The organism is Nostoc sp. (genome assembly GCF_036917575.1).
GTDB lineage: Bacteria > Cyanobacteriota > Cyanobacteriia > Cyanobacteriales > Nostocaceae > Nostoc.
In genome coordinates this window covers 99,287-124,055 of sequence record NZ_JBALDC010000090.1, presented here as the reverse complement: position 1 = coordinate 124,055, position 24,769 = coordinate 99,287, and the positions used below count along the sequence as shown (strand labels likewise).

The 24,769-nt window shown below is 41.7% G+C and carries 18 protein-coding genes and 1 tRNA gene; 7 read left to right on the top strand and 12 right to left on the bottom strand.

Features of this window, described 5'->3' with window-relative positions:
- Positions 1 to 194 precede the first annotated feature (194 nt).
- Positions 195 to 896 (bottom strand): hypothetical protein, encoded by a 702-nt coding sequence (locus V7K79_RS26605; protein WP_335052000.1) that lies wholly within the window; start codon positions 894 to 896, stop codon positions 195 to 197.
- A gap of 436 nt (positions 897 to 1,332) precedes the next feature.
- Between V7K79_RS26605 and V7K79_RS26600 the strand changes: the two genes are divergently transcribed.
- Positions 1,333 to 3,603, top strand: coding sequence for a transglycosylase domain-containing protein (locus V7K79_RS26600; RefSeq protein WP_335051998.1), 2,271 nt, complete (start codon positions 1,333 to 1,335; stop codon positions 3,601 to 3,603).
- A gap of 66 nt (positions 3,604 to 3,669) precedes the next feature.
- Positions 3,670 to 4,035, top strand: coding sequence for a four helix bundle protein (locus tag V7K79_RS26595; RefSeq protein ID WP_335051996.1), 366 nt, complete (start codon positions 3,670 to 3,672; stop codon positions 4,033 to 4,035).
- Positions 4,036 to 4,039: 4 nt separating this feature from the next.
- Here the strand turns inward: V7K79_RS26595 and V7K79_RS26590 are convergent, their stop codons facing one another.
- Genes V7K79_RS26590 through V7K79_RS26580 form a run of 3 tightly spaced genes read right to left on the bottom strand, consistent with a single transcriptional unit; the run spans position 4,040 to position 6,221 of the window.
- Complete coding sequence (locus V7K79_RS26590; RefSeq protein WP_335051994.1) at positions 4,040 to 4,180, bottom strand: hypothetical protein; 141 nt, start codon at positions 4,178 to 4,180, stop codon at positions 4,040 to 4,042.
- Complete coding sequence (locus tag V7K79_RS26585) at positions 4,162 to 5,598, bottom strand: DUF4335 domain-containing protein (RefSeq protein WP_335051992.1); 1,437 nt, start codon at positions 5,596 to 5,598, stop codon at positions 4,162 to 4,164. Before V7K79_RS26585 ends, V7K79_RS26590 begins: the two co-directional genes overlap by 19 nt.
- Positions 5,595 to 6,221, bottom strand: coding sequence for a DUF3038 domain-containing protein (locus tag V7K79_RS26580; protein WP_335051990.1), 627 nt, complete (start codon positions 6,219 to 6,221; stop codon positions 5,595 to 5,597). The genes V7K79_RS26585 and V7K79_RS26580 overlap by 4 nt, the downstream gene beginning before the upstream one ends.
- A gap of 384 nt (positions 6,222 to 6,605) precedes the next feature.
- Here V7K79_RS26580 and V7K79_RS26575 point away from each other — a divergent pair, with 384 nt between their 5' ends.
- Positions 6,606 to 7,124: an adenine phosphoribosyltransferase gene (locus tag V7K79_RS26575; protein ID WP_335052049.1), complete on the top strand. Its 519-nt coding sequence runs from the start codon at positions 6,606 to 6,608 to the stop codon at positions 7,122 to 7,124.
- A gap of 92 nt (positions 7,125 to 7,216) precedes the next feature.
- Positions 7,217 to 8,263 (top strand): ABC transporter permease, encoded by a 1,047-nt coding sequence (locus V7K79_RS26570; protein ID WP_335052047.1) that lies wholly within the window; start codon positions 7,217 to 7,219, stop codon positions 8,261 to 8,263.
- A gap of 250 nt (positions 8,264 to 8,513) precedes the next feature.
- Here V7K79_RS26570 and V7K79_RS26565 read toward each other — a convergent pair.
- The 3 genes from V7K79_RS26565 to V7K79_RS26555 all read right to left on the bottom strand — a co-directional run bounded on the left by V7K79_RS26565 (position 8,514) and on the right by V7K79_RS26555 (position 13,445).
- Positions 8,514 to 8,584 (bottom strand) — tRNA-Gly (locus V7K79_RS26565).
- 50 nt (positions 8,585 to 8,634) lie between these two features.
- On the bottom strand, positions 8,635 to 9,849 hold the full coding sequence (locus V7K79_RS26560) for a hypothetical protein (RefSeq protein ID WP_335051988.1): 1,215 nt from the start codon (positions 9,847 to 9,849) through the stop codon (positions 8,635 to 8,637).
- 68 nt (positions 9,850 to 9,917) lie between these two features.
- Positions 9,918 to 13,445 (bottom strand): response regulator, encoded by a 3,528-nt coding sequence (locus tag V7K79_RS26555; RefSeq protein ID WP_335051986.1) that lies wholly within the window; start codon positions 13,443 to 13,445, stop codon positions 9,918 to 9,920.
- 1,030 nt (positions 13,446 to 14,475) lie between these two features.
- Here V7K79_RS26555 and V7K79_RS26550 point away from each other — a divergent pair.
- On the top strand, positions 14,476 to 15,114 hold the full coding sequence (locus tag V7K79_RS26550; RefSeq protein WP_335051984.1) for a GNAT family N-acetyltransferase: 639 nt from the start codon (positions 14,476 to 14,478) through the stop codon (positions 15,112 to 15,114).
- Between the two features lie 898 nt (positions 15,115 to 16,012).
- Positions 16,013 to 16,567: a hypothetical protein gene (locus V7K79_RS26545; RefSeq protein WP_335051982.1), complete on the top strand. Its 555-nt coding sequence runs from the start codon at positions 16,013 to 16,015 to the stop codon at positions 16,565 to 16,567.
- A gap of 8 nt (positions 16,568 to 16,575) precedes the next feature.
- Here the strand turns inward: V7K79_RS26545 and V7K79_RS26540 are convergent, their stop codons facing one another.
- The 4 genes from V7K79_RS26540 to V7K79_RS26525 all read right to left on the bottom strand — a co-directional run bounded on the left by V7K79_RS26540 (position 16,576) and on the right by V7K79_RS26525 (position 21,933).
- Entirely contained in the window at positions 16,576 to 17,724 is a 1,149-nt protein-coding gene (locus V7K79_RS26540) for a histidinol-phosphate transaminase (protein WP_335052045.1), read from the bottom strand.
- 98 nt (positions 17,725 to 17,822) lie between these two features.
- Positions 17,823 to 18,461 carry a YqiA/YcfP family alpha/beta fold hydrolase gene (locus V7K79_RS26535; RefSeq protein WP_335052043.1) on the bottom strand — a complete coding sequence of 213 codons (639 nt, stop codon included), beginning with the start codon at positions 18,459 to 18,461 and terminating at the stop codon, positions 17,823 to 17,825.
- Positions 18,462 to 18,531: 70 nt separating this feature from the next.
- Complete coding sequence (gene gor / locus V7K79_RS26530; RefSeq protein ID WP_335051980.1) at positions 18,532 to 19,908, bottom strand: glutathione-disulfide reductase; 1,377 nt, start codon at positions 19,906 to 19,908, stop codon at positions 18,532 to 18,534.
- A 336-nt stretch (positions 19,909 to 20,244) separates the two neighbouring features.
- A complete protein-coding gene (locus tag V7K79_RS26525; RefSeq protein ID WP_335051978.1) occupies positions 20,245 to 21,933 on the bottom strand; it encodes a FecR domain-containing protein in 1,689 nt (562 codons plus the stop codon).
- A 645-nt stretch (positions 21,934 to 22,578) separates the two neighbouring features.
- Here V7K79_RS26525 and V7K79_RS26520 point away from each other — a divergent pair.
- The gene (locus V7K79_RS26520) at positions 22,579 to 23,895 is read left to right on the top strand and encodes a hypothetical protein (protein ID WP_335051976.1); all 1,317 of its coding nucleotides are present in this window, start codon (positions 22,579 to 22,581) and stop codon (positions 23,893 to 23,895) included.
- Positions 23,896 to 23,943: 48 nt separating this feature from the next.
- Here V7K79_RS26520 and V7K79_RS26515 read toward each other — a convergent pair whose 3' ends face one another.
- On the bottom strand, positions 23,944 to 24,765 hold the full coding sequence (locus V7K79_RS26515; RefSeq protein ID WP_335051975.1) for a sulfurtransferase: 822 nt from the start codon (positions 24,763 to 24,765) through the stop codon (positions 23,944 to 23,946).
- Positions 24,766 to 24,769 lie beyond the last annotated feature (4 nt).

The window sequence follows — 24,769 nt, the reverse complement described above, 5'->3', positions numbered from 1 at the left end:
GATGATTAATCCCAGGCTATTGACTTGGTGAAACCCTTGCTTAGTCTTATATGCGAAGACTTTACGTATAAGGTTTTATCAATTTTTATTTTTCATCTGACACCAGTTAGCATAGCTGGTGCAAGAGTTCAAGAAAGATGCACTGGCGATCGCTGATGGCAAACCATTATTTAGATTATGCCCCAGCTTTTAATTTAATTACCTGTGGTAGGAGTTTTCGGCGAAATAGAGCCGGGAGTACTGGGAGAGCTACCGGGTTCGATACTGCTGCCAGGAGTGCCAGGAGTGCCAGGTTGTTCTGGTGGGGTTGCGCTTCCTGGGTCGGTAGTGCTACCAGGAGTGCCAGGTTGTTCTGGTGGGGTTGCGCTTCCTGGTGCTGGAGTTAAGTTGCTAGGTGCGCCTCCAGGAGTGATTGAGCTTCCTGGTGCTGGAGTTAAGTTGCTAGGTGCGCCTTCAGGAGTGATTGAGCTTCCTGGTGCTGGAGTTAAGTTGCTAGGTGTGTCAGGTGTAGGTGGGATTGTGCTTCCTGGTGCTGGAGTTGTTTCGGGAGTGCCAGACTCAGGAGGAGTGGTTGTGCTTCCTGGTGTAGTTGTACTATCAGGAGTGGTGGTGCTATTAGGCGTTGTAGTATTTTCTGGTACTGTAGTGCTACCAGGAGTGCTAGGCGCGGGAGCGCCAGGAGTGGCTGCTGTGCCGCCGGGACAGCGTGAGTTGAGCGGAAAATGATCGCACAGAATCTTTTTACCTTCTGGCGACAATTTGATTTCCGTTGGTGCGCTAGTGGAGTCGCTAGTAGATTGGGCTATGGGGGATTTACTGGATTCGGCTACAGCAATATTAGTGGTAAGTGCCAAAGATAAAGCTGTACCAATCAGGGTCAGAGATTTTCCCATCATTACTGTAATTAACCTCAACGGAATACTCGCCCCATTAAAGCAGATAATCAAAATTTAGAAAATCTTCCTAAATGAAGATATTTATGTTTGTTTCAAAATCTTTGAATATCTAAAATTGGTAAAATTTAAATCAGTTATTTATTAACAACTAGTATTTAAAAAGACAAACGTAAAAATTGCACTTGTAGTTATTGAACGATTAGTACTGCTGAAGTAAGCTTTTGTAAATATAGAAAAAATCTTTCCTTATAAAAGTAAGTTATTAAAATCACAATTTAATTCTAGCTAGAATATGAATTTAAGTATAAATTAAGTCAAAAAGTCCCGTAAAAGCTAATTTATGCTTTAGCTTATGAGTAAAATGATGAAAGACTAACATCTAAAATTGATTGTAATTCGCCCGATTCTTCATTAAAAACTGTGATGTGAATAGCCGATGAGTTCTCCCCAACCGCCTCACAAGCCACAAACGTTACTAGGTCAACTGACTCAAGCAGTACATACGATTCAAGCTAGGGTCGATTTTTCTAAATTGGCGCTCAAGCCTAATGCCAAAGTACCAGAACTTTGGGTGCAGGATGCGGGGGCGGATAAAGCAGAGGTATATCCACTGTTGGGCGATCGCTATATTCTCGGTCGTAGCTCCAAATCCAGTGATATCGTCATCCGTAACCCTGTTGTCAGCCAAATTCACCTGTCATTATCGCGGAATTCTACTCAGCGCACACCAGTTTTCACGATCAAAGATGAAAACTCCACCAATGGCATTTATCGTGGTAAGCGTCGTGTTAGCTCTCTAGAACTGCGTCACGGCGATATTCTGACTCTGGGGCCCCCAGAACTCGCCGCTTCTGTGCGGTTGCAATATGTCGATCCACCAGCATGGTATGTCAAAGCTGCAAGTTGGACAGCTTATGGTGTTGGTGGTGTTAGTGCCCTGTTAACATTAGTGATTGGCGTCGAATGGCTGAAATTTTCAGTCAAACCTCTACCGACAGCGACACGCGCCCCAGTAGTTGTTTACGCCCGCGATGGAGCCACTCCTTTGAGAGAACCTCGGACAATCTCTCATGTTGACATGAAGCGATTAGAGGAATTTGGCCCCTATTTGCCTGCTGCGGTAGTGGCTTCAGAAGATAGTCGTTATTACTGGCATTTTGGGGTTGATCCTCTAGGGATTTTACGAGCTGTGTTGATTAATAGCCGCACCGGAGATGTGCAACAAGGAGCCAGCACTGTAACCCAGCAAGTTGCCCGCAGTTTGTTTCGCGAGTATGTAGGTAGACAAGATACCCTTGGTCGCAAATTGCGGGAGGCAGTTGTCGCCCTAAAGCTCGAAACATTTTACAGCAAAGATGATATTTTGCTGATGTACTTAAATCGGGTTTTTTTGGGAGGGGATACCTCTGGCTTTGAAGATGCAGCCAGGTATTACTTTGAGAAGCCGGCTAAAGAATTAACTTTGGCAGAAGCAGCAACATTAGTTGGAATTTTGCCAGCTCCCAACGCTTTTGATTTTTGTGGAGATGGGCCAAATAAGCTAGAAGCGGCTGAATACCGAAATCGCGTAATTAAGCGACTGCTAGAGATGGGCAAAATTAAACCAGAGGATGCCAACCGAGCTAGACGCTCCACTGTCCAAATTAGTCCTAAAGTCTGCGAACAGCAAGCTAAAACGATCGCACCTTATTTTTACAGTTACGTCTTCTCTGAACTCGAATCAATTTTGGGGGAGGGAGCTGCAAGAGAGGGAAACTATATCATTGAAACCAAGCTCGATCTAGGCATACAGAAACAAGCAGAAGCAGCGTTAAGTAATTCGGTCAACAACTCTGGTAGAACTTTTAATTTCTCTCAAGGGGCATTAGTCACTCTTGACTCTAGTACAGGCAGTATCCTCGCAATGGTAGGTGGGACTGATTACAAAAAAAGTCAGTTCAATCGTGCTGTTCAAGCCAAAAGACAACCAGGTTCCACCTTCAAAATCTTTGCTTACACTGCCGCCATTCAACAAGGAATTTCGCCATCAAAGAGTTATTCCTGCGCCCCTTTAACTTGGCAAGGTTTCACTTATAAACCCTGTCGTGCTGGTGCTGATACTAGCTTCGATATTGCCACTGGGCTGGCACTTTCAGAAAATCCTATCGCCTTGCGAGTTGCTAGAGAAATCGGGCTAGATAAAGTAGTAGCAATGGCGCAGCGTTTAGGGATAAAATCAAACCTCGATCCGGTTCCTGGCTTAGTACTGGGTCAAAGCGTAGTCAATGTTTTGGAAATGACTGGTGCTTTTGGCGCTATTGGCAATCGCGGTGTGTCGAATCCTCCCCATGCCATTAACCGAATTTTAGATAGTGGTGATTGTCGCGATCGCAATGACATCAAAACCTGTCGTGTAATCTACTCCTTCGACCAAGATCCAGGTGCAAACAAACGAGTGTTGACAAATGATGTAGCTGATGAAATGACTGGTTTGATGCGCGGTGTAATCGCAAGAGGTACTGGTCGTAGTGCTGCCATTGGATTAGGGGAAGCTGGAAAAACAGGTACGACTGATAAAAATGTTGACTTGTGGTTTATTGGTTTTATCCCCAGTCAGCGACTTGTAACTGGTGTTTGGCTGGGAAACGACAATAATTCTCCGACATCTGGCAGCAGTGCTCAAGCAGCTCAATTATGGGGAAATTATATGCGGAGAATTACACGGTAATTGGGCATTGGGCACTGGGCATTGAGAATTGGGAACTATTGATCAATAAATGATCGATGGACTTTTGTGAGAAGACCTGATTTTGAGGACTTAGAAGTTTATCAACTTGCCCAAAAGCTAGCTAATGAAATTTGGCGTATTGCTAAAAGATGGGACAATTTCACTAAGGATACACTGGGCAAACAAATTGTTCGATCTGCTGATAGTATTTGTGCGAACCTTGCAGAAGGTAGAGGTAGGTACAACGATCAAGATAATCGGCGTTTTGTCAAGATTGCGAGAGGGTCTTTGTATGAAACTATCAGCTGGTTGAGATTAGCCGATGCCAGACAGTTATTGACAAATGAACAGGTAAGCAGATTGAAACCAATTCTAGATGAACTATTACCCAAGCTCAATGCTCACCTAAAAGCCATAGAAAATAGGGAATAGCAACTTAATTCTCTTGCCCAATCCCCAATCCCCAATCCCCAATCCCCAATCCCCAATCCCCAATCCCCAATCCCCAATCCCCAATCCCCAATCCCCAATCCCCAATCCCCAATCCCCCATACCCAATTACTGATATCCCTGCCAAGGAGTAACTTCGAGCTTACCGTTAGGCTTGAATATCACTTGGAAGTGGGCTAGAGGTTCTTTGTCATTGGGAGGAGCTACATTAGAACCATAGATAGCATTAAACATCTTAGGAAGAGGTGTTTCTTGGAAATAATCAAAGGCGACTTGATTGAGTGGTTCATAGTCAGCAATTACACCATCTTTGTTGACTGCTACCCGATATTTCAAATCTCGTGTAAAGGTAGGAGTACCATTCCAGGTTTGGCGAACTGTATTGTAAAGCTTTTGATTTAAATCTTTAGTAATGTTAGAGTCAGTAATTTTTGCACCGATTACCTCTGGTGTCTTAGCATATCCTCGCCAAGGGCTAACTTGCAGCACACCATTTGTAGTAAACACTATTCGGAATTGGGCAATTGGTTCATTGGAAATGGGAGCGCGTTTAGCAGGATTGTAAAGTAGGTTAGGCAGAGGAGTTTGCCCGACTCCTTGATTGGCCTCTTTATTCACCGCTTTATAACCAACAATTGCGCCATCCGCAGCTACACCCAAACGATAGATCAAATCTTGTTGCAATCCTGAGCGTTTAGTCCAAGCTGGATGGATTTGGTTATACACTTGACGATTCAATGCACGCAGTTGAGATGGATCGGTAATTTCTGGAACTGTATTTAAAAGTGCTTCTAAATCTTTAACTGCTGGCTTTTCATTAGCTGTGGATGGTATTGGTGTTGAAGCTGCAATAGGTGTTGCAGGTGTTGCAGCCGCTGATGCTGGAGGATTAAGGCTCTTTGTTGTAGAGCTAGTTTGCTCATTTGGCTTCGGCTGCGGTACACGTATTTGGGGAGGTGGAATCAAGTTAAATGCGATCGCTGCTACTGCTAAACTCGATACTCCCACGGCAGCAGGAACAGCCTGCCTGATTACAGCCTGATTAGCACCGCCATAGCGTCTAGTAACTGGTTGTAGTTCTAGGGATAATTCTGGTAAAGTCTGGGTATCAGCAAAAAACTGATCCACTGCTTCTACTAAATCAAACAACTGCACCGTATTCAAATCTATTTCAATCGGCGGACGCTTAGAATTATTAGAGCGATCAAACCCCTCTGAAGCACTTTCTGAATGTATGATTAACCTGTGGAGGTTGCCGTCAATTTTTTGAAACTCTACTAGCTCCGATTCTTGGTTATGTGCTTGCGGATTGGATACGCTACTCAGAAATTCTTGGGCGTAACCACTAACAGCCCTCACCAAACTTTCAAAAAATTCCCGCCCTCCCGTTAGAGGTTGATTGTAACCAGATAAATAACATTCTGCATTTACCAATATTGATAATTCTGGGCGCATTTCCTGGAACTGTGCAGCCCTAGTGACATCACTTAACCCTTCTAAAAGAAGAGTACAATTAGGTAGACTGTACTTACGTTGAATATTCATTCCACTTCACCGTCAAAAAGACTAATCCAGAACCGCTGCATTCCAGCAGTACCAGTACAAAAGAGTAATTGTCCTAACAAATTTATTGCTAGCGCATCTAATTTTGCATCAGAAGTTAATGCTAGTACACCAGAACGTCGAGCATTCATTCGGCTTTTAAAATGCGCTCTAAACCGCTCTAGGTAATTAGATAGTCGCAAATTCTGTTCTAATGGAATCTGTTTTTCTTCCATTTGTTGACATATCATTAATAACTGACGGATGACAACAGTTAAACGCCGTGCTATGTAGCAAGCAATGACCACCAGAGCTTTTGCTTCCATAATAGTTAAGGGACGGCGTATATGCGCTCTTCGTAGCGGGTTAGAGCTACGCATCCGCCATAAATTTACCCTATCTTTAACAATTCCTTTAAGATCCAACTCTTGAGCAAAAGCCAGGATTGCTTCCGAACCACCAAGCTCTAAAGCTTCAATTGCCAGTAAAATCAGGTCAATTTGCAGCCTGGTTCTGCGAGGACAGGTTTTGGAGGCGATCGCAGGATCTGGTAAAGTGTCTAGAATCATCGGCAGTGAGTCTTGGGTTCGACTGTTGAACGGCGTTAAACTTGCTGAAACATTCATTCTATAAATACCTTGTGCGGTTCCAACAGACTAGATAAAACAAATTTAAGATTGGTAGCCAAGACTTGAGCCTTAGACTTGTGGCAGTAGCATGACTACTTGATATATACATTACTTAACTCTTTCTACTCAAAGTTTTCCCTATATTGAAATCAAAATTTTAAAACATAACTAAATTCACCTCATTTATTACTGCAATACCTTTTATAGCTTGATTTAGATTCTAATTATCGTCAATGAAAGGCGAAGTTTCAGCCTCGACCCCAGCGTATGACATTATAGTGTACGATTTTTCAGGTATCTGAAATTGGGCATTGGGCATTGCTGATTAATTTATCTACTTCATTCCCGATGCCCCATTTTCTACTCTCCATTCCCCATTTTATGGATTTAAAGTCTCTCATTCGTGACATCCCAGATTTCCCGAAACCGGGAATTTTATTTCGAGATATTACTACCTTACTGCGTGACCCAGAAGGACTGCGCTACACTATTGACTTTTTAACACAAAAATGCAATGAAGCTGGAATAACAGTTGATTATGTCATTGGTATAGAGTCGAGAGGATTCATTTTTGGTTCACCTTTAGCTTATAAATTAGGAGCTGGTTTTATTCCCATCCGCAAAAAAGGCAAGTTACCAGCAGCCGTTCATTCAATTGAATATCAACTAGAGTATGGTACAGATTGCCTAGAAGTGCATCAAGACGCTTTACATCAAGGTAGCCGAGTTTTGATTGTGGACGATTTGATTGCCACGGGTGGAACAGCGAGTGCCACAGCCAAATTGGTGCAGAAAATTGGCTGCGAATTAGTAGGGTTTGGGTTTATTATCGAGCTACGGGATTTACAAGGGCGTACGCATTTACCAGACGTACCGATTATCTCTTTAGTTGAATATTAGTCATTTGTCTTTTGTCATTAATCATTGGTCAATAGCAAAACAACTGGCAAATGACGAAGGACAAAGGACAAATGACAAAGGACAAAATAGAAATGACATCTACGAAAATTTCCTTAGAGACAGGTCGGGATTGGCTAATCGAGCTAGTCACGAGTGAAACTTTTGTTTATGTGGCAAAGCGAGTATTGCAGGCACTGTTAACTTTATTGTTAGCGTCAGCGGTGTCGTTTTTCATCATTCAACTCGCTCCTGGTGATTATGTAGATACGCTGCGGCAAAATCCGAAGATATCTCCTGAAAGAATTGAGGAAATCAAACGGCAGTTTGGTCTGGATAAGTCTTGGCCAGAACAATTTTGGCTGTGGCTATGGCGAATCTTAACCAAAGGAGATTTTGGCACGAGTTTTATTTATCAACGTTCAGTTGCATCGCTGTTGTGGGAACGAGTACCAGCGACTTTGCTATTAGCGATCGCATCTTTAATTGTCACATGGGCGATCGCCATCCCTCTAGGGATCTTTGCGGCTGTTAAACAAAATAAGCCAGCAGACCGGATTTTACAGGTGATTAGTTATGCCGGACAAGGCTTTCCCAGTTTCATCACTGCCTTAGCGCTGCTGGTTTTAGCCCAAATCACCTCGCCGTTTTTCCCAGTGGGTAGCATGACTAGCATCAATCACTCAGAACTATCGTGGTTTGGCAGAATCTTAGATATCGGCTGGCACATGATTTTACCCACAATCGCACTTTCAATTACTAGTTTTGCAGGTTTGCAACGCATCACTCGCGGCGAATTATTGGATGTTCTGCGTCAAGATTACATCCAAACCGCTCGTGCCAAAGGTTTGCCAGAAAACCGCGTTATCTACGTTCATGCACTCCGCAACGCCATAAATCCCTTAATCACCTTATTAGGTTTTGAATTAGCTGGTTTATTAAATGGTGCCTTCATCGCCGAATTTTTCTTCAACTGGCCCGGTTTAGGGAGGTTGACTCTACAGGCTTTACAAGCTCAAGATTTATATTTATTAATGGCAAGCTTAGTAATGGGCGCAGTACTGCTGATTGTTGGCAATTTAATCGCCGATTTGATGCTCAAAGCAGCCGATCCACGCATTCGCCTAGAAAATCTCAATTAACAGCAATTCTAAAGTCCAAAAAATTAAAACGTCTTGGCAGTTTCCAGAATACTATCAAACAACAAACAGGTAGCCAAAATGCAAATGTTGTTGAAGAAAGTTTTGCTGATTTCTCATCTTGTCTTGAATTAGGCTACTCTTAGTTTCAAGCTACTTCTGTGTACTGCAAAATTGCGAATTGCTTTTTAACTAATTGTTTGAACAATATTCAGACTTAGTTTTTAGACTCGTATATTTAAGAGTTTTTCTAAGCGGGTGGCGGGAATCGAACCCGCATTAATAGCTTGGAAGGCTATAGTTTTACCACTAAACTACACCCGCAAATTTCCAACCCTATAAACGTAACACAGGTTTTGCCAAAATTCAAGTATTTAGTTGGAATTAGCGGGTTGAATTTTGATCCTGGCATATAGATTGCTCAATTCTGGTTTTGTGCCATCGTTATTGTGGGCAGCAATAAAGTTTTCTGTTTTGAAAACTTCATTGAGGACTTGCTCGTATGTGCTTTTTTCACTTTGCAGTGTTGCTGGTTCTATTTCTAGAACTACGGCTTGTTTAAAATTACCATTATTATCGATTATTAAGCTAGCCAAGAGTTGTGCTGCTTCAAGTCCAGAATTGTGGACAAGAAAACTTGGGTCTAATTGTTTTGTATTGCTTCCTCTGTATAAAGCGATAACGTCGGGTAAAGCATCTTGTCGGAATCCTCTTGATTGTATCAAGCTAATAACTTCATCTTTAGATAAGGGAGCTACTACTGCTACCGATGCTCCCCCAGTTGAAGTTGCTGGAGTTTCCCTTGTTGGAGTTGCTGAAGTTTCCCTAGTCGGAGTTGCTGGAGTTTCCCCAGTCGAAGTTGCTGGAGTTTCTCTAGTCGAAGTTCCTGGAGTTTCCCTAGTTGGAGTTGCTGGAGTTTCCCGAGTCGAAGTTCCTGGAGTTTCCCTATTTTCTGGTTCTGAAACTGGTTGATTTGATGAAATACCTGTTGGTAGTTGCGTTCCCTTTCCCAGTTTAATTTCTTGACGACGTTTCCAAGGTAAATTACCGATTGGGACTGTAGGTGTCGGTGTGACTTTAGGTGTAGGTGTCGGTGTGAGTTTAGCTATAGGTTTCGGTGTGGCTTTAGGTGTAGGTTTCGGTGTTGGCGTAGGAACTATCTGTTGTCTAGAGGGTTGACTATTAGGTTGAGAAGCAGAAATTCGGCTCTTTTTCTGGAGATTCTTAAGGGAATTTATCGCGTCAAAATCTTCATTTTTAGGTGTAGTTCGTGCTGTTTGTGATGAACGTGTTGGTACAAATTTTTGAGTTAAGGATAATGGCTTTGACGAAACTACTTTGACTGTTGGTTTTGATTTGATTATTGATTTTGTTTTAGGAGTAATGTCTATCAATTCAATAGGAACAGCAGACTGATTTTGCTGAGGAAACCACAGACTAAATGCATTAGATGAGCGCATCAGCCAGAACACCAGCAAGTGCAGAGAGACTGAACTGATAACAACAAAAATCCACAAACCTGGTGGATCGGTGTGTCGTCTCCAGACGTTGGCTGGAATTGGTGTTTTGTCTGCAACCGATGGTGTCATATTATATAAACTGGATATGATTATGCACTTTTACTCATTGGTAATGCTTTAAAATACCAGTCTAAATTTTAGCGATTAACCATTACCTCTGGTGAAACAGCGAAAGTCAAAACTGTTTCATCTACTCCTTTAAGTTCTAGCGGCCTACCTTTAGTAATTTCTCCTTCCTGTAAATAATCTGCTACGGCAGCAGAAACCAGGATTGTACCGGGAACAGCAGCAGCTTGCAACCTTGCAGCAATATTCACACTTGGGCCAATAGCAGTATAATCGGCACGTTCAGCGCCACCAAACATCCCCACAACAGCAGTACCTTGGTGAATACCGCACCGAAACTGTACGCTAGTAAGTTTGCCACTATCGAATACACCTTGCTCTCGCCAGCGCTGGTTCAAGTCAGCCAGTGAGCGGTGCATTGCTCTTGCTGTATTAATCGCACGACGTACTTGTTCGTTAGGAGTTAGTTCTTCCGGCGCTCCATATAAAGCTAAGATAGCATCTCCCATAAATTTATCTACAGTGCCGCCATTGCTAAAGACAACTTTAGTCATGGCTTCTAAATATTCATTTAGCAACTCTGCAACTCGTCGGGATCTGAGAGTATTGGCTAGCTGTGTAAAACCCACAATATCGCTAAACAAAACTGTAATTAAGCGTGGTTCTGGACGCAAATCTAACGTTAAATCTCCGGTTGCGGCTTTTTGCACCAATACAGCAGGCAAAAAGCGCTTTAGCACCGATTCTGTTAGATAAGTATTTAACTCCACGATTCGCCGTTCATTTTCTTTCAATGCTAAAAGATTCCGAACTTCCGCCAAAAGTTCCCGATCGTTAAATGGTTTTGCTAAATAAGCGTCCGCACCATGTTCTGTACCTTCGATGCGGGTTTCTTCATCTACTTTCGCTGTTAGCAGAATGATTGGTGTTCCTTTCAATATCTCCTCATTACGGATCATCTGAATCATCTCAAGTCCGCTCACTAAGGGCATCATTAGGTCAGTCACAATCAAGCTGGGTATAATTTCCTTAGCTTTACTGTGCCCTTCATGACCGTTACGAGCTGTCTGTACATGATAGCCATTACGGCGGAAAATTTCAGATACATAGGTTCGCAAATCAGGGTTGTCATCTACAACTAAAATTGAGTGCTGAGTCTTAAGTGCTGAGTCTTTAATATCAACACTGGGGGAGAGGTTTATTGTAATATCTTCAATATTTTCTGTTGTTGACTCTACTAGTTCTAAATCAGCCAATTCTACGCTAGCGCGGCTCGTATTTAGTTCAGTAGGCGTCTCTAGTATTTGCTGTGCAGGTAAATGAGCATTTCCAGTCACCAGCCATAAACTAAAGGTTGTACCTTCACCATAAACTGATTCCACAGTGACTTGACCACCATGTAATTCTACTAATTCTTTAACTAAAGCTAAACCTAGACCACTGCCTTCATAGGAGCGATTTGCTGAACCTTCAGCTTGGCGAAAGCGCTCAAATAGGTGAGGAATTTGTTCTTTAACAATACCAATTCCAGTATCTTGTACTTGCAAGATGCAACGATCGCGCTCAGATTTTAGTCGAACACTAATCGTGCCACCTTCAGGAGTAAACTTCATGGCATTTGACAAAAGGTTATAAACCACCTTGTCAAATTTTTCCATGTCTAAGTACACCGTCGAACATTCATCTAGCTGAGTAACGAGATGCAGTCTCTTTTTCTCGCAGTAGGGACGAAAAGATTCCACTATTTGGCTGACAAATTCCACTAAATCGCAAGGATGGAAGCTAGGCTGCATTCTCCCGGCATTCAGGCGTTGTAAATCCAGAAGTTGATTTACCAGTCGCAGCAGACGGCGGGAGTTACGCAGGGCGATCGCACTTTGAGAGTAAGATAATCCCTCACCAGCCGCCACTGCCGACTCTAAAGGCCCTTGAATCAAGGTAATCGGTGTGCGAAACTCATGGGAAATATTTTGGAAAAATTCGGTTTTTTGTTTGTCTAATTCTAGTAAGCGTTCGGCTTGTTGACGAGTTTTTTGATATAAGTGTGACTGCTGGACAGCGATCGCGGCTTGCGCTGCGACTGCTTTGGCCAAATCAATATCAGATGGCAACCACTGGCGTATTTTTTTACCTTCATGCAAAGTAATACTACCAATACATTTCCCATCGGCTAATAATGGCACAAACATTAGCGATCGCGCTGGCATTTTTAAAGGCAAATCAAAACCCCGCACATCAGAGTGAGAATGACTTACATTACCAATTACCACAGGTTGATGTGTCTGTAGCATTTGTTGGAGGATGGGATTCTCCTGTATAGATGCTTGAGAATAGGGTAATCTCAGAATTGGAAGGTGATTATTGCTACTTAAATTATGGACTGCGGCTGGTAATCGTAAATTTTCTATATGTTGAAAACTGTCATACAAGCCCACACACTCAACAAACTCATCTTCCTCTGTCCACAAAGACAAGACGCAGCCATCAACTTGTAAAGCTTGTCCCAATTGCTGGGTAATTGCCGCAAAAATATCTTGAGGATCTAAGCTAGAGCGAATCGCGCTAGTAATCGTATTAATCAAGCTCTCTCGCTTGGCAAGGGCACGTACTTGTTCGTAAGCATAAGCTTGAGACAAAGCTAAGGCTGCCTGATCTGCTACCATCATTACTAACTGCACCTCATCATCACTCCAGAAGCGAGGCAGAGAAGACTGGTGCAATGCTAGGACTGCCATCAGTTCTTGTTGACAGATCAATGGCACAACTAAACTAGAACAAATGTTAGCAGCAGCAAAAGCTTCCGCACGCTCGCGCAGTTCGGGAGTGTTACCGTGAATGCGCTCATCATCAATCGCATCATGAATTACCTGGACTTCGCGGGTTTCCCACACCGTCTGAGCCAAAAGAGATAGAGAGGGAGCAGAGGATATGGCAGGCAGAGGGGAAAGACTTAGTGCCACTTCTTTTTTGCTCTTTTGCACTGCCTCTTCAGAAAGAGGCTTCTGATAAATAAACCCTTTATCCGCCAACTGCTCATCTTGGAAGGGACGTAGTAGACAAACATCCACCTCCAACATGTGACCTACTGTATCTACAATTGCTTGCAAAATTTGTCTATAGTCTAAAGCACTGCGAATCGTATTGGTAACGGTATTCAGCAGCGATTCTTGACGGAGCGTGCGGGTAAGTTCGCGGGTTCTAGCTTTGAGGACATTGTGAGTATCCAAAGCTTGGCGTACCACTGCTTTGAGTTCTTCTGCTTCCCACGGTTTAGTGACATATTTAAAGACCTTACCAGCGTTGATTGCTTCCACCAAGTCTTCGACATCGGTGTAGCCAGTTAAAATAATCCGGATAATATCTGGATATTGAGTTGCTGTCAGGCTCAAAAATTCTGTACCGCTCATCATTGGCATCCGCTGATCGGAGATGATCACCGCTATCTCTCCCTCTTGAGCCAGCAGATCGAGGGCCGCAGGGCCAGAGGTTGCCCTTAGCACCTTATAATCACGATAGAAAGTGCGGTAAAGCAAGTCAAGGTTGTCTGGTTCATCATCGACAACCAAAATTTTAGGCTTACTGTTTGCTTGGGATTTCATGCACCGCTTTCCTGCTGCAACGGCAGTCGGATAAAGAATAATCTGATCAGGTAAGGATTTTTCTGAGTCAGGTAAGAGCAGAGCATTTCGACCAATAAGACTGTTTGGCTACATGACTGCTGATTGTAGGAGCGTTTACTCCCAGTAATTCGTCTCAATTGCTTGTACCGATTACCGTTTGCGTTGGTGCAGCGTAATTACTTTCATTGTCAGTTTTAGTGTTATGGAGTCGACGCTTGCTTGCCAAATCTTTTTTCACCTTCTGTGAGCAATGTCTGATAATACATACAGCGCTCATAGCCAGCTGAAAAATCCATATAAGCTGCATATTAAGTTTTCCCTTTGCAGCTGTTGTAATAACACTTGCAGGTAAATTTTATTTATGGTAGTCATGGTAGAGTCAGCCAAATTAGAATAATTAAGATTTAAAGCCAAAGTATACTATTAGACAAATACCTTTTTCTAATTTAGCAATCAGAACTATCATTAAGACAAGTGGTAGTCGTTGAAGGCTTGGATATTAGGGATTAGAGAACCTTGCAGATTCTTGTCCCAGTACTTATACAGCCTATTTAAATGACTTGGTAGCAAAGTAGTGTCAGTGTAGCAGCAACTGCAAAAACAAGTTCAGTACTACAAGCAAGGGTGGTTTAAAACCAGAGTTTGCCAATAGTGTACTTACTTAACAATTTCAAAGATGCTGCTTACAGACAAGTTATGCTATTCCTCTGCCCACTCATACAAAGCTCTATCACTTTACAGATGCTTTTGTGGCAATCAGTTTGATATTCTGGCTACCTAAAACGAGGGATGCAATGAATCTACTGAATTTAAGGTTATAGATTTATGAAGTTATAACTCCTAATACTTTTTTATAAATGCAGGTTATAAAACTCCAAACTAAACTGTAAAAATTTGTTTAATCGACAAGCAAAAGTGAATTAGCAACATTGGTATCAGTTAAATCTCCTGGACAACTCTAAAGTTTTGATTTAGTTTAAATCTTGTTTTAGGATATTTGAGAAAATTTTTGTTGAATAAAATCAATACTAAACTAGCCTTGAAATATCGGTTTTTTCATCCATACCACCAACAGCCAATCGATCCAGCTTCCTACCAATTCCAAATTCGTACAGCTACATCGGCTGATTTGATTGATGTTTCCGAAATTATTACTGAAAGCTTTCACTCCCACAACGGTATATGGGGATGGGCTTTCCCGTTGCTACGTCTAGGTATTTACGAAGACTTAAGGCATCGGATGGCATCACCCACGCCCCGTCATATTTGCTTAGTTGCCCTTGAATCTACTACTGGTGAGGCTAATAACTTAGTGGGAAGTGTGGAACTGGGTGTACGTTATAGTAGTGATTCATGGAGCCAGGTTGGTGTAGGTTTTCCTTACTTATCTAATTTAGCGGTTCACCCAAAGTACCGTAGACATGGTGTGGCTTCAGGATTGCTTACTAACTGTGAAAAAGTTTCTCGCGAGTGGGGATTTAAAGACTTATATCTCCATGTTTTAGAAAATAACTATCAAGCACGACAGCTTTATTTCAAGCTGGGATATCGAGTGTATAAAGTCGAATCTAATTGGAATACATTTATTCTAAGACGCTCAAGCCAGATGTTATTACACAAGCACCTGAGTACTGATTCCATTATCTAAATTGTGTTTTGACAATTGTCAAGTTTTATTTTCCATTCCAATTAAATTTGATAAAGTTTGTAACTTATAGCGGTAATCAAACACAAACTAGCCTAAACCACGTCTACCTTGAAAATCATAGTTATTTAGACTTAAAAAAAGCTTAGAACCCAAGCTACAACGTTATAATATAGTCCTTTTAAGAACTTCCGGTTTTAAAATGGACGAGGTTTTATTACAAATCCAGTCAATATTAGCTAAATATCTATAGAAATTCGCTTGAATTTGGAGAACTTACTTGGTTTAGCAAGCAAGAAGCAGCGATAAAGAATGCTTTTGGAATTGGACTGAGTTTTTTCACCCAATCAAATAGGAGTCCTATAGATAAAAACTAAAATATGTAAATTTCCGAAGCGAGTAAATAACTTTTAATAATTCTTCTAAAAAAGAATATCTTATTTTAAATTTTTACAAAAATCCTTCTCCTCCTTACAAAAATAGTTATCTTAATTAGCAAATATTTTTAATATTAAAAAATGTTAAACTTAATCTTATGGTATTTGTGGTTAACAAATTTTTTAAAGCATTCGATATAGATAAAAATGCACTATAATGGCAAGATAGGGAAAATTACGTTTCCAAAAATAATTATCTCCTCATAACAACTTTGTAATTAAGATATTCATCTTTATAAAAACTTTAAGAAAACATTAGTAGAGTTTACAGACAAATCTTGTTATATCTTTTAAAATATAATCACTAAATTACTGAAACAATGCCTATCTAATTGCTGCTATTTTTAGTTGGATTGACCAGAAAAGTTTTGATAAGAAAAGAATTCAAAAACTTGATTTGACATAACAGTTAATTCCGTTTTGAAGTGCATACTACAACAACATTCATTAAAAGTTTAAAAAACATGGATAGCGAACAGCATCGACGCTATCAGACCTCTATGGTATCAACTTATTACCCTGAAACAACTTTCCTTGACTCTGTTGTCATGTCAGACGGAACTGAGCAATCGCAAGGCTCGGATATCCTTACACGTTTGCACAGTGGAGAAGTTTTCATTGTCAATAGTCGTAGGCGAAATGGATTGATACTCTTTAAACGCTACCATGCAGAATTTGCTGGGCCTGGTGCTGCTGTGGGTGGGGATTACGATTGTGATTGCCAAAAGGCACTGCCTATAGGTAATCTTTCTTTATTAACTCCTGAATCTAATGAAGAACGCCAGAAGGCTTACTTGATTAGGCGACAGTGGATTCGATTAATCAAACAAATTACAGAAAACCCACTTCCTGAGCAGCGAGTCCAGAAAATTCTCGATCAATTTGAACAATACTTTCCACCAGAAATAGTGGCTCTTTTGCCGGATGTTGCTTTTGCTCTTTTAGTGGGTGTGCTACCACAAACAGTAGGAGTAGTTCGCCGTTTGGGCAGTGAGGCGAATAGCAGATTTAACTACTAAGTAAATTGCTAAGATGACAAATTGGCCAAAGCAGCTTCTACTCGATTAACGGTGCGGGCGTTTTCTTCTATTGTTCCGACAGTAATTCGCAATCCCCCACTAATGTGCCGCACAATAGTGCCCAGTGTTCTAAGTTTCTGGTGGAAAGTTTTTAAAGCAACTTCTTGTGAATCAAAGCCATTTGGTTTAAGACGCAGGTAAATAAAGTTGGCAGCACTTGGGGTAATTTGTAGTTCTGGTTGCTGGGATAAAATTTTGATGAGTTTGGCTCGTTCACTCAGGGTTTGGGGAATTGATTCCAGCAAGAGTGTACGATTTTGTAAACCAACTAATGCTGCTGCTATGGAAAAACTGGGGAGATTATAGGGTAAGCGAACTTTTTCTAAAATGGCGATCGCTTCGGGATGAGCAACGCAATAACCAATACGGAGAGATGCCAACCGGAAAGCTTTAGAGAAAGTACGTAATATTACCCAATTAGGACGCTGTGCTAATTCACCTACTAAGGTAGTTTGACTGAATTCAAAGTAAGCTTCATCAATTACTACCAGAATATGCTCTGGCAAACTTCTTAACCATACCAACTCTGCCTCAGTTAAACTGTTGGCAGTCGGCGAATTCGGATGTACTACGAAAACTACGCGAATCGGAGGATTTTGAGTTTGTTTGATCGCAGACTGTGCAGCGCTGATGTCAATTTCAAAATTTGTTTCATTTCTCCCTACTGCCACTACAGGAATCCCTAAAGTTTGCGCCAAAATCCCGTACATAGAGAAAGTGGGATTGGCAACTAAAATTGACCCTTCTCCTCCTAGACAGGTGGCGATTAATAAAGAGCGGATTAGTTCATCTGAACCATTACCAACAGAAATATTGGCAGCAGTAAACAACAATGATGAGAAGGCGGCTGACTGATTAACGTACTCTGCGATCGCATCCTTAAGTGTTTCATGTCCGCCATCAGGATAACGATTTGTTTCAATTACTTGCTGATACGTCCACGCCAACTTCTCTTTTAACTCAGGTGGTAAATCGTAGGGGCTTTCATTCGTATCTAACCGATCGAACTGTGTGGCGACAGAATCGGCTGTATCGCTGCTAGGATGAGGTTTGTAGGCGGTGAATTGGGCTAAATCTGACCGAATGAAGGGAAGCATAATTTTAGTCATTGGTCATTAGTCATTGGTCATTAGTAACTAACAAAGGACAAATGACTAAGAACATTAGTTATGTGTAAGTCTAATATTTTACAACTTCAAGGTAATTGGCAAAAGAGGCGAATTGCTTGCCAAATTTCTTCCATAACATTACCCAAGGCGTGGTCACTGTCGAGTTCGATTAATTCCACCCAAGGACGCGATTGAGCAAAGTCACGACTAGCTTCAATCGGAATAACTTCATCCTTTTTGCCATGCAAAATCAGTGTGGAGACAGGGCGTTGCAAAAGCTTTTCTTGATATTGGGCAGCATCTGTAACGAAATTGTAACTTAAGGAAAGCGATCGCTGCTCTCCATAGTGGTAGACCATGATATATTTTTCTTGCTGCCAACGCTGTACTTCTTCATCCCCTAGTTTGGGCAACCAATGGGATAAAAACTCAAAAGCTGGTGCTAGCAAAACTAAGCGTTGCACTTGTAAATTTTGTTGTCCCAAGTGGGCAGCAGTCAAACCACCCAAACTTGAGCCAATGAGCGTTACTGGTATAGAATCATTGCTAAATTCTGCGGCAACTTGAGCGAGCTGACGAGTAATTGTCAATTGGGAAAAATCGCCAGCATTGAGATCGGGAATTTTCAGCTTTGTCTGAATTTGGGTAAAGCGATCGCCTATATCTCGCGCTTTAGCAGATTTAGGACCAGAAGCAAAGCCGTGAAGATATATGTAATCCAAGATTGTTAATGGTTAAGAGTTGTAAGTTTTAAGTTATGAATTTCTTTATTCAACTCATAACCCATAACTCTTATTACCGCAATGTGACAAATTCCTCTGCTGATGAGGGATGAATACCCACAGTGGCATCAAAGTCTTTTTTAGTTGCGCCCATCTTGAGTGCGATCGCTACACCTTGGATAATTTCAGCTGCACTTTCACCTACCATGTGAGCGCCTAGAACTTTGTCGGTGTTGCTATCAACCACCAACTTCATCATTGTCTTCTCTTGCTTACCAGTCAAACTGTGATACATGGCGCGGAAGCGAGTATGAAAAATTTTGACGGCATCACCGAGTTTTTCTCGTGCTTCGGCTTCTGTCCAGCCGACTGTTGCGGCTTCTGGGTTAGAAAATATGGCTGTGGGCACAGTTTGGTGACTGAATTCGCGGCGATTATCCCCAAATTCACTATCGGCAAAGGCGCGACCTTCACCAATGGCTACGGGAGTTAAATTGATTCGGTCGGTGACATCGCCAACAGCAAAGATATTTGGTTGACTAGTTTGACTATATTCATTAACTGCGATCGCACTTGTGGTTGGGTATCCAGGCCCTTCGATAGAACTGGCGACAACATCAACCCCAGCGTTTTCTAAACCTAATCCATCTACATTGGGGGTTCGACCGGTCGCTACTAAAAATACATCAGCAATTAGTGGTTTTTGGTCGTTTCCTGATAAAGTCAGTTTCAACCCTTCTGGGACACGTTCAATTGCTTTCACCACATTATTCTTAATCAAGCGAATTCCGTGGTTTGTCATACCCTCTTCAATTTCTATGCGGACATCTTCATCAAACCCATTCAAAATCTTTTCACCTCTGGTAATTTGTGTCACCTCAGAACCCAAACCGCGCATAATACAAGCAAATTCCGTGCCGATATAGCCAGCGCCAATAATAACAATGTGTTTCGGTTGTTCTTTTAAATGAAAGATTTCATCGGAGGTAATGCCATGTTCCATCCCAGGTAAATCTGGCTTGACGGGACGCCCACCAACAGCAATTAAAATTTTGTCTGCTGTAACTTTACGTCCATCAACTTCTATAGTGTGGGGGTCTATTAATGTGGCGCGACCGGAAAATAGTTTTACTCCAGCTTTTTCTAAGAAGTTGATGTGTAGTTGTGATAGTCGTCGAACTTCCTTATCGATAGATGTAATGAAATATTCCCAGTCAAGCTCCGCATTACCCACTTTCCAGCCATAGCCGGAAGCGTCACTGAATAGTGCAGGAAAGTGAGAGCCATAGACCATGAGTTTTTTGGGAACGCAACCGCGAATCACACAAGTGCCACCAACTAAATCATATTCAGCGATCGCCACTTTTGCGCCGTAGCTAGCCGCTCGTTTGGAAGCCGCCAAACCTCCAGAACCCGCACCAATAACAAACAGGTCGTAATCAAAAGTCATAACTTTATGTTCTCTTTAGCAACAAGTTAGTTCCTGGGAACTTACACACAGAAACTGATTGAACTATATAAGGATATCCTGTGAATCCTGTGTAAGTCCTGTCCTTGATTTAATCTAGCGTTAGCAGATGCCATCTGGTCGTAGGGAATATCACTTTTTGCTTTGGCGGCTATAAAGAAGGCAGTAGTTAAAAGTTGTTATAGTTCTGCCCGTGGTCAAGCATAAGTCTGTGCTACTGCATTGGAGAAGCTAAGTTTCACAAAACTTACGCAACATTATGACAAAACTTACTGCCTTCGGCATTTGCAGAGCATTTTTTTACCCCATTAGCAATCTTTATGTACTTGGAGAGTCCGTTGGAGTTACGGGTGTTACGGGTGTTGGTGTTACGGGTATTACAGGTCTTACAGGTGTTGGAGTTACGGGTGTTACGGGTGTTGGTGTTACGGGTGTTGGTGTTACGGGTGTTGGTGTTACGGGTGTTGGTGTTACGGGTGTTGGTGTTACGGGTGTTGGTGTTACAGGTGTTGGAGTTACAGGTGTTGGAGTTACGGGTGTTGGAGTTACGGGTGTTGGAGTTACAGGTGTTGGAGTTACAGGTGTTACGGGTGTTGGAGTGACAGGTGTTGGAGTTATAGGTGTTACGGGTGTTACAGGTGTTGGTGTTACGGGTGTTACGGGCGTTGGATCTGTTGGAGTTACGGGTGTTGGTTCTGTCGAGGTTACAGGTGTTGGTGTTACCGGCGTTGAGTCTGTTGGGGTTACGGGTGTTGGCTCTGTCGAGGTTACAGGTGTTGGTGTTACCGGCGTTGAGTCTGTTGGGGTTACAGGTGTTGGCTCTGTCGAGGTTACAGGTGTTGGTGTTACCGGCGTTGAGTCTGTTGGGGTTACGGGTGTTGGCTCTGTCGAGGTTACGGGTGTTGGGGTTACGGGTGTTACGGGTGTTGGGGTTACGGGTGTTGGTTCTGTTGAGGTTACAGGTGTTGGGGTTACAGATGTTGGTTCTGTTGGGGTTACGGGTGTTGGTTCTGTTGGGCTGATTGGTAATGTGTTATTTTGCGGATTTTTATTTGTCGGGTTTTCTGTTGACGAGTTTTGAGTTGGTGTTAGGGTTGAATTAGAATCAGCATTAACGCTACTATCCTCAGTGCTTACTTTGCTGTTACTACTTGGTACACTCTGCTGGTTAGTATTTGTCGAGGCTTGTCCTGTTTTCTCTGAAGAGTTTGCAGAAGTATTGTCTTTACTACTAGACGGATTTGAAGGACTAGGAGTTAGCTGCACAAAAGAGGGGTTTTCAATTACTCCCTCGCCTTTTATAGGTGGCTGTGCTTCCAAAGCAGCAGCAGTTTCGGCTTGAACACTTTTGATTGCAGGATCAGGTGTAGGCACAGGACTCTCCCTGTTCAAATCAAGTTCCCGAACCATCTGGCTCGTTTCATAAAAACTTCTTAGATCAAAATCATATAACCTCTGAAATTCGCCTTTAACTATAATCACCATTTGCCCTGCTTTCAACACCTGAGTTTCAGACTTCTTGTTAGAAACTTCAATGCCGCTATCTGTCAGCGCACCTACAATTGTGGTGTCTGTTTGTTGGTCGTAGCGTACAAATAATGCTGAACCACGAATTGCTGCTGCTGCATTTGGTGTTTGTATACGTGTTTGCCCCCTTCCTGGTGGGATGAGCAACAACACAGTCCCGTTTGTCAGTCTAAAGTCACGAGTCTTTGGCAAAAATTGAAATAACGCTTGTTCTCCAACTCGTGCCAAAGAGCCATCGTTAAAACGCAAATCTGCTAGGGAAGCTCGACCCGTTGACAACCCGTCCCCAGGGATCATTGCATCTAATTTGCGTGCAGGACGTTTCTTCAATTTATCTTTGGGTATCAGTTGTACGATGTTGCGGAGGTTCTGAATCTCTGCTCGCGTTAGAGGAGTTGTAGCGCTTACCCGATTTGGCAGAGGCAGTACTATAACTCCCCACAAACCAATCACTAATAATGGAAACGATTTATAAAACATGGTTTAAAAAGTTTTAACTTTCAACTAATATCATAAAAATTAAAGTTTAAGCTAATGCTAATTTTTTTAAGAGGTTTTTATTTAAGTAAATTAGTTTAAATTTTAATTTAGATTTAATACATAAAATAAATAACTCATATTTTTTCTTAAAAAATTCAGCACATACATATTTTATTATCTTTTTTCATATCCACCTGTTTCTTCTCTACGTAAGCAAGTTCATGAGTCAAATTGGATTACTATATGTGTTTAGTTGATTTAAGTTTTACTTCGGAAACTTAAATTGTATGCAATCAAGTTTGTAGTAAATTAAAAGCTAGTATTTGATATAAATAATTAAATCAGAAATACCTTACATATAATTCTTTATAATCAGTTCCGTTAGAGGATCATTAATTATATAAGACAATAACTTGCTAATGATTTATTGTGAAATTATCCACTAGCTGTATTTACTAAAATTTAAGCAGCAATTTTATCGGCCATCTCAGTTCTACAAAAAAATCTGGGAAAATCCGAAAAGCAGCAATTTTAGTTTGTAGTTTCAGTATATACCTACAAAGCTAAAATAGATGCAATTAACTGTATCATTGTAGTCGGAACTTCCGATACAGCTTGTGGGTCTACATTTGCCAAACGCAATCAATGCGATCTAACCAGATGCGACTCAAGAACTGGAAAAATTTGTTTTTTTGTATTTTGTTAACGTCCAGTGGTGGAGGCTGGTGTTGCATTAGAGTAAATGCGGCAGAATCTGCAATTACAGATGTTTGGCATCCTAATCATTTAGCAACTATACAGCTAACTCATGAGCAGTTATGTCATAAGTTGGAGCAAAAGGCAATTAGCTCTTTGTGCAAGCTGTCAAGTGAGTCACATACTTTAGACTCTCCAATGCCGTTAAATCTGGCACAGCAAACACCAGAAACAACTCAAATTGCAGATCAAACCGAAGAACCTACAGATACTCAAAAGCAAAATGACCCGCCACAGCTAGAATCGCAGCCAAATAATGTGCCCATATCTCCTTCAGACTCAAAAGAGCAACTATTAAATTTACCTGAGATAGAGTATTCTCAAAGGCGAGAGAGGTTGATAGAACTGCTACGATCGCCAAAACAACCGTTTGAATCTGATAGCGATCGCGAATTGGGGTTACGGGTACGGTTACGACCTCTAGAACAACAGCTACCACCACCGACAGAACAACCCGTACCCCAATTTAAACCTATCGGCTATCTACAAGGACGTGTCGGTTACTTTCAAACGAGTAACATTTTTTCCTCAAATGATAGACCCATAGAAGATGGTTTAATTATTTCTGGACTGACATTAGCCTCTACATATTTTCCTTTGGGATCTAAGACTTTTGTAAATGGCTCAATTGATGGCAATCTAATTCGTTATATAAATCAGTCAGAATATCATTATAACCAAGTGAGATTCAATCTCAGTATTTACCAGCAGCTATCCCAACGAATGTATGGAGAAATCAGTTGGAGCAATCAACAGTTATTTTATGCCAACAGCAGCGATCGCTTCGATAGCTTCAAAGCAGGCGATCGTTTTTTAAATGAAAATTCCCTACAACTGTCTTTGGGACGCCGAGATACCTTAACTTCAAGATTAACCCTAGATAGCTTCTACCAACTGAGTGTAAATTTTGCTGACCCCCAAAGTCGTAATCGGATAATCAATTCCTTTTGGGTGTCTCTGAACTACTATTTGCAAAAGCCTCTCCAGGTTGGTATTGACTACCAAATGAATTTATCAGACTTTACACAGCGCGATCGAGAAGACGAATTTTATCGGCTATTTGGACACTTAAATTACCAAATATCCGACACCATTAATATGAATATGGAGGCTGGAGTAAGTTTAGGTAGTTCAACCGCCGAAAACATTGATTTTGATGGCTGGTTCTTCACTATTAATTACAGTTTCCAATTAGGTAGGTTTTGAAATTTGTCATTTGTCATTTGTCAAAAATCAATGCCCAATGCCCAATTACTATAAATAAGAAATCCAATCACTCCAGCTACCAGCATAAAGTTTACCCTTGCTAATACCAGCTAATTCTAAAGAAAGTAAATTCACACAAGCAGTAACGCCAGAACCGCAATATACCAATATTTCTTCAGCTGTTTCTAGCCTTTCCCACCGACGGCGTTGTTCTTCTTGAGGAAGTAGGTAGCCGGAAGAGTTTGTAACTTCTTGCCAGGGATAGTTGACTGCGCCGGGAATATGTCCGGCAATTCGATCGATAGACTCTCCTTCGCCTCGATAGCGATCGCTGTCTCTTGAATCTACCAATACTACTTCACCGTTATCTTTCCAGCTTTTCACCTCTGTAATATCTACCACCTTTTCTGTTTGTACCTGAGCGACAAACGTGCCCATTCGGGGAGGAGGAATAACATCTGTAATAGAATACCCAGCTTTTTGCCATCCAGCAAACCCGCCATCTAATACTACTACTTGCTCATGTCCTAAATAGCGTAACAGCCACCATAGACGAGCCGCAAAGGCAAAGCGCGAATCATCATAAGCTACAACTAAACTTTTTTGGTAATTTACCCCAATCGCTGCCAATTTGTTAGCTATATCATTAGGGTTAGGTAAAGGATGTCTCCCGCCATGCTTTCCCACTGGACTGGAAAGATCCTGATTCAAATCTAGATAATATGACCCCTGTATATGACTTGTTTGGTACTGTTGTTGTCCTAGTTGTGGATCGGCTAAAGAAAAGCGACAATCCACAATAACGACTTGCGGATCTTTGAGATGTTCAAACAGCCAAGCTGGTGAAACAATAAATTGGGGATTGGGCATTAGT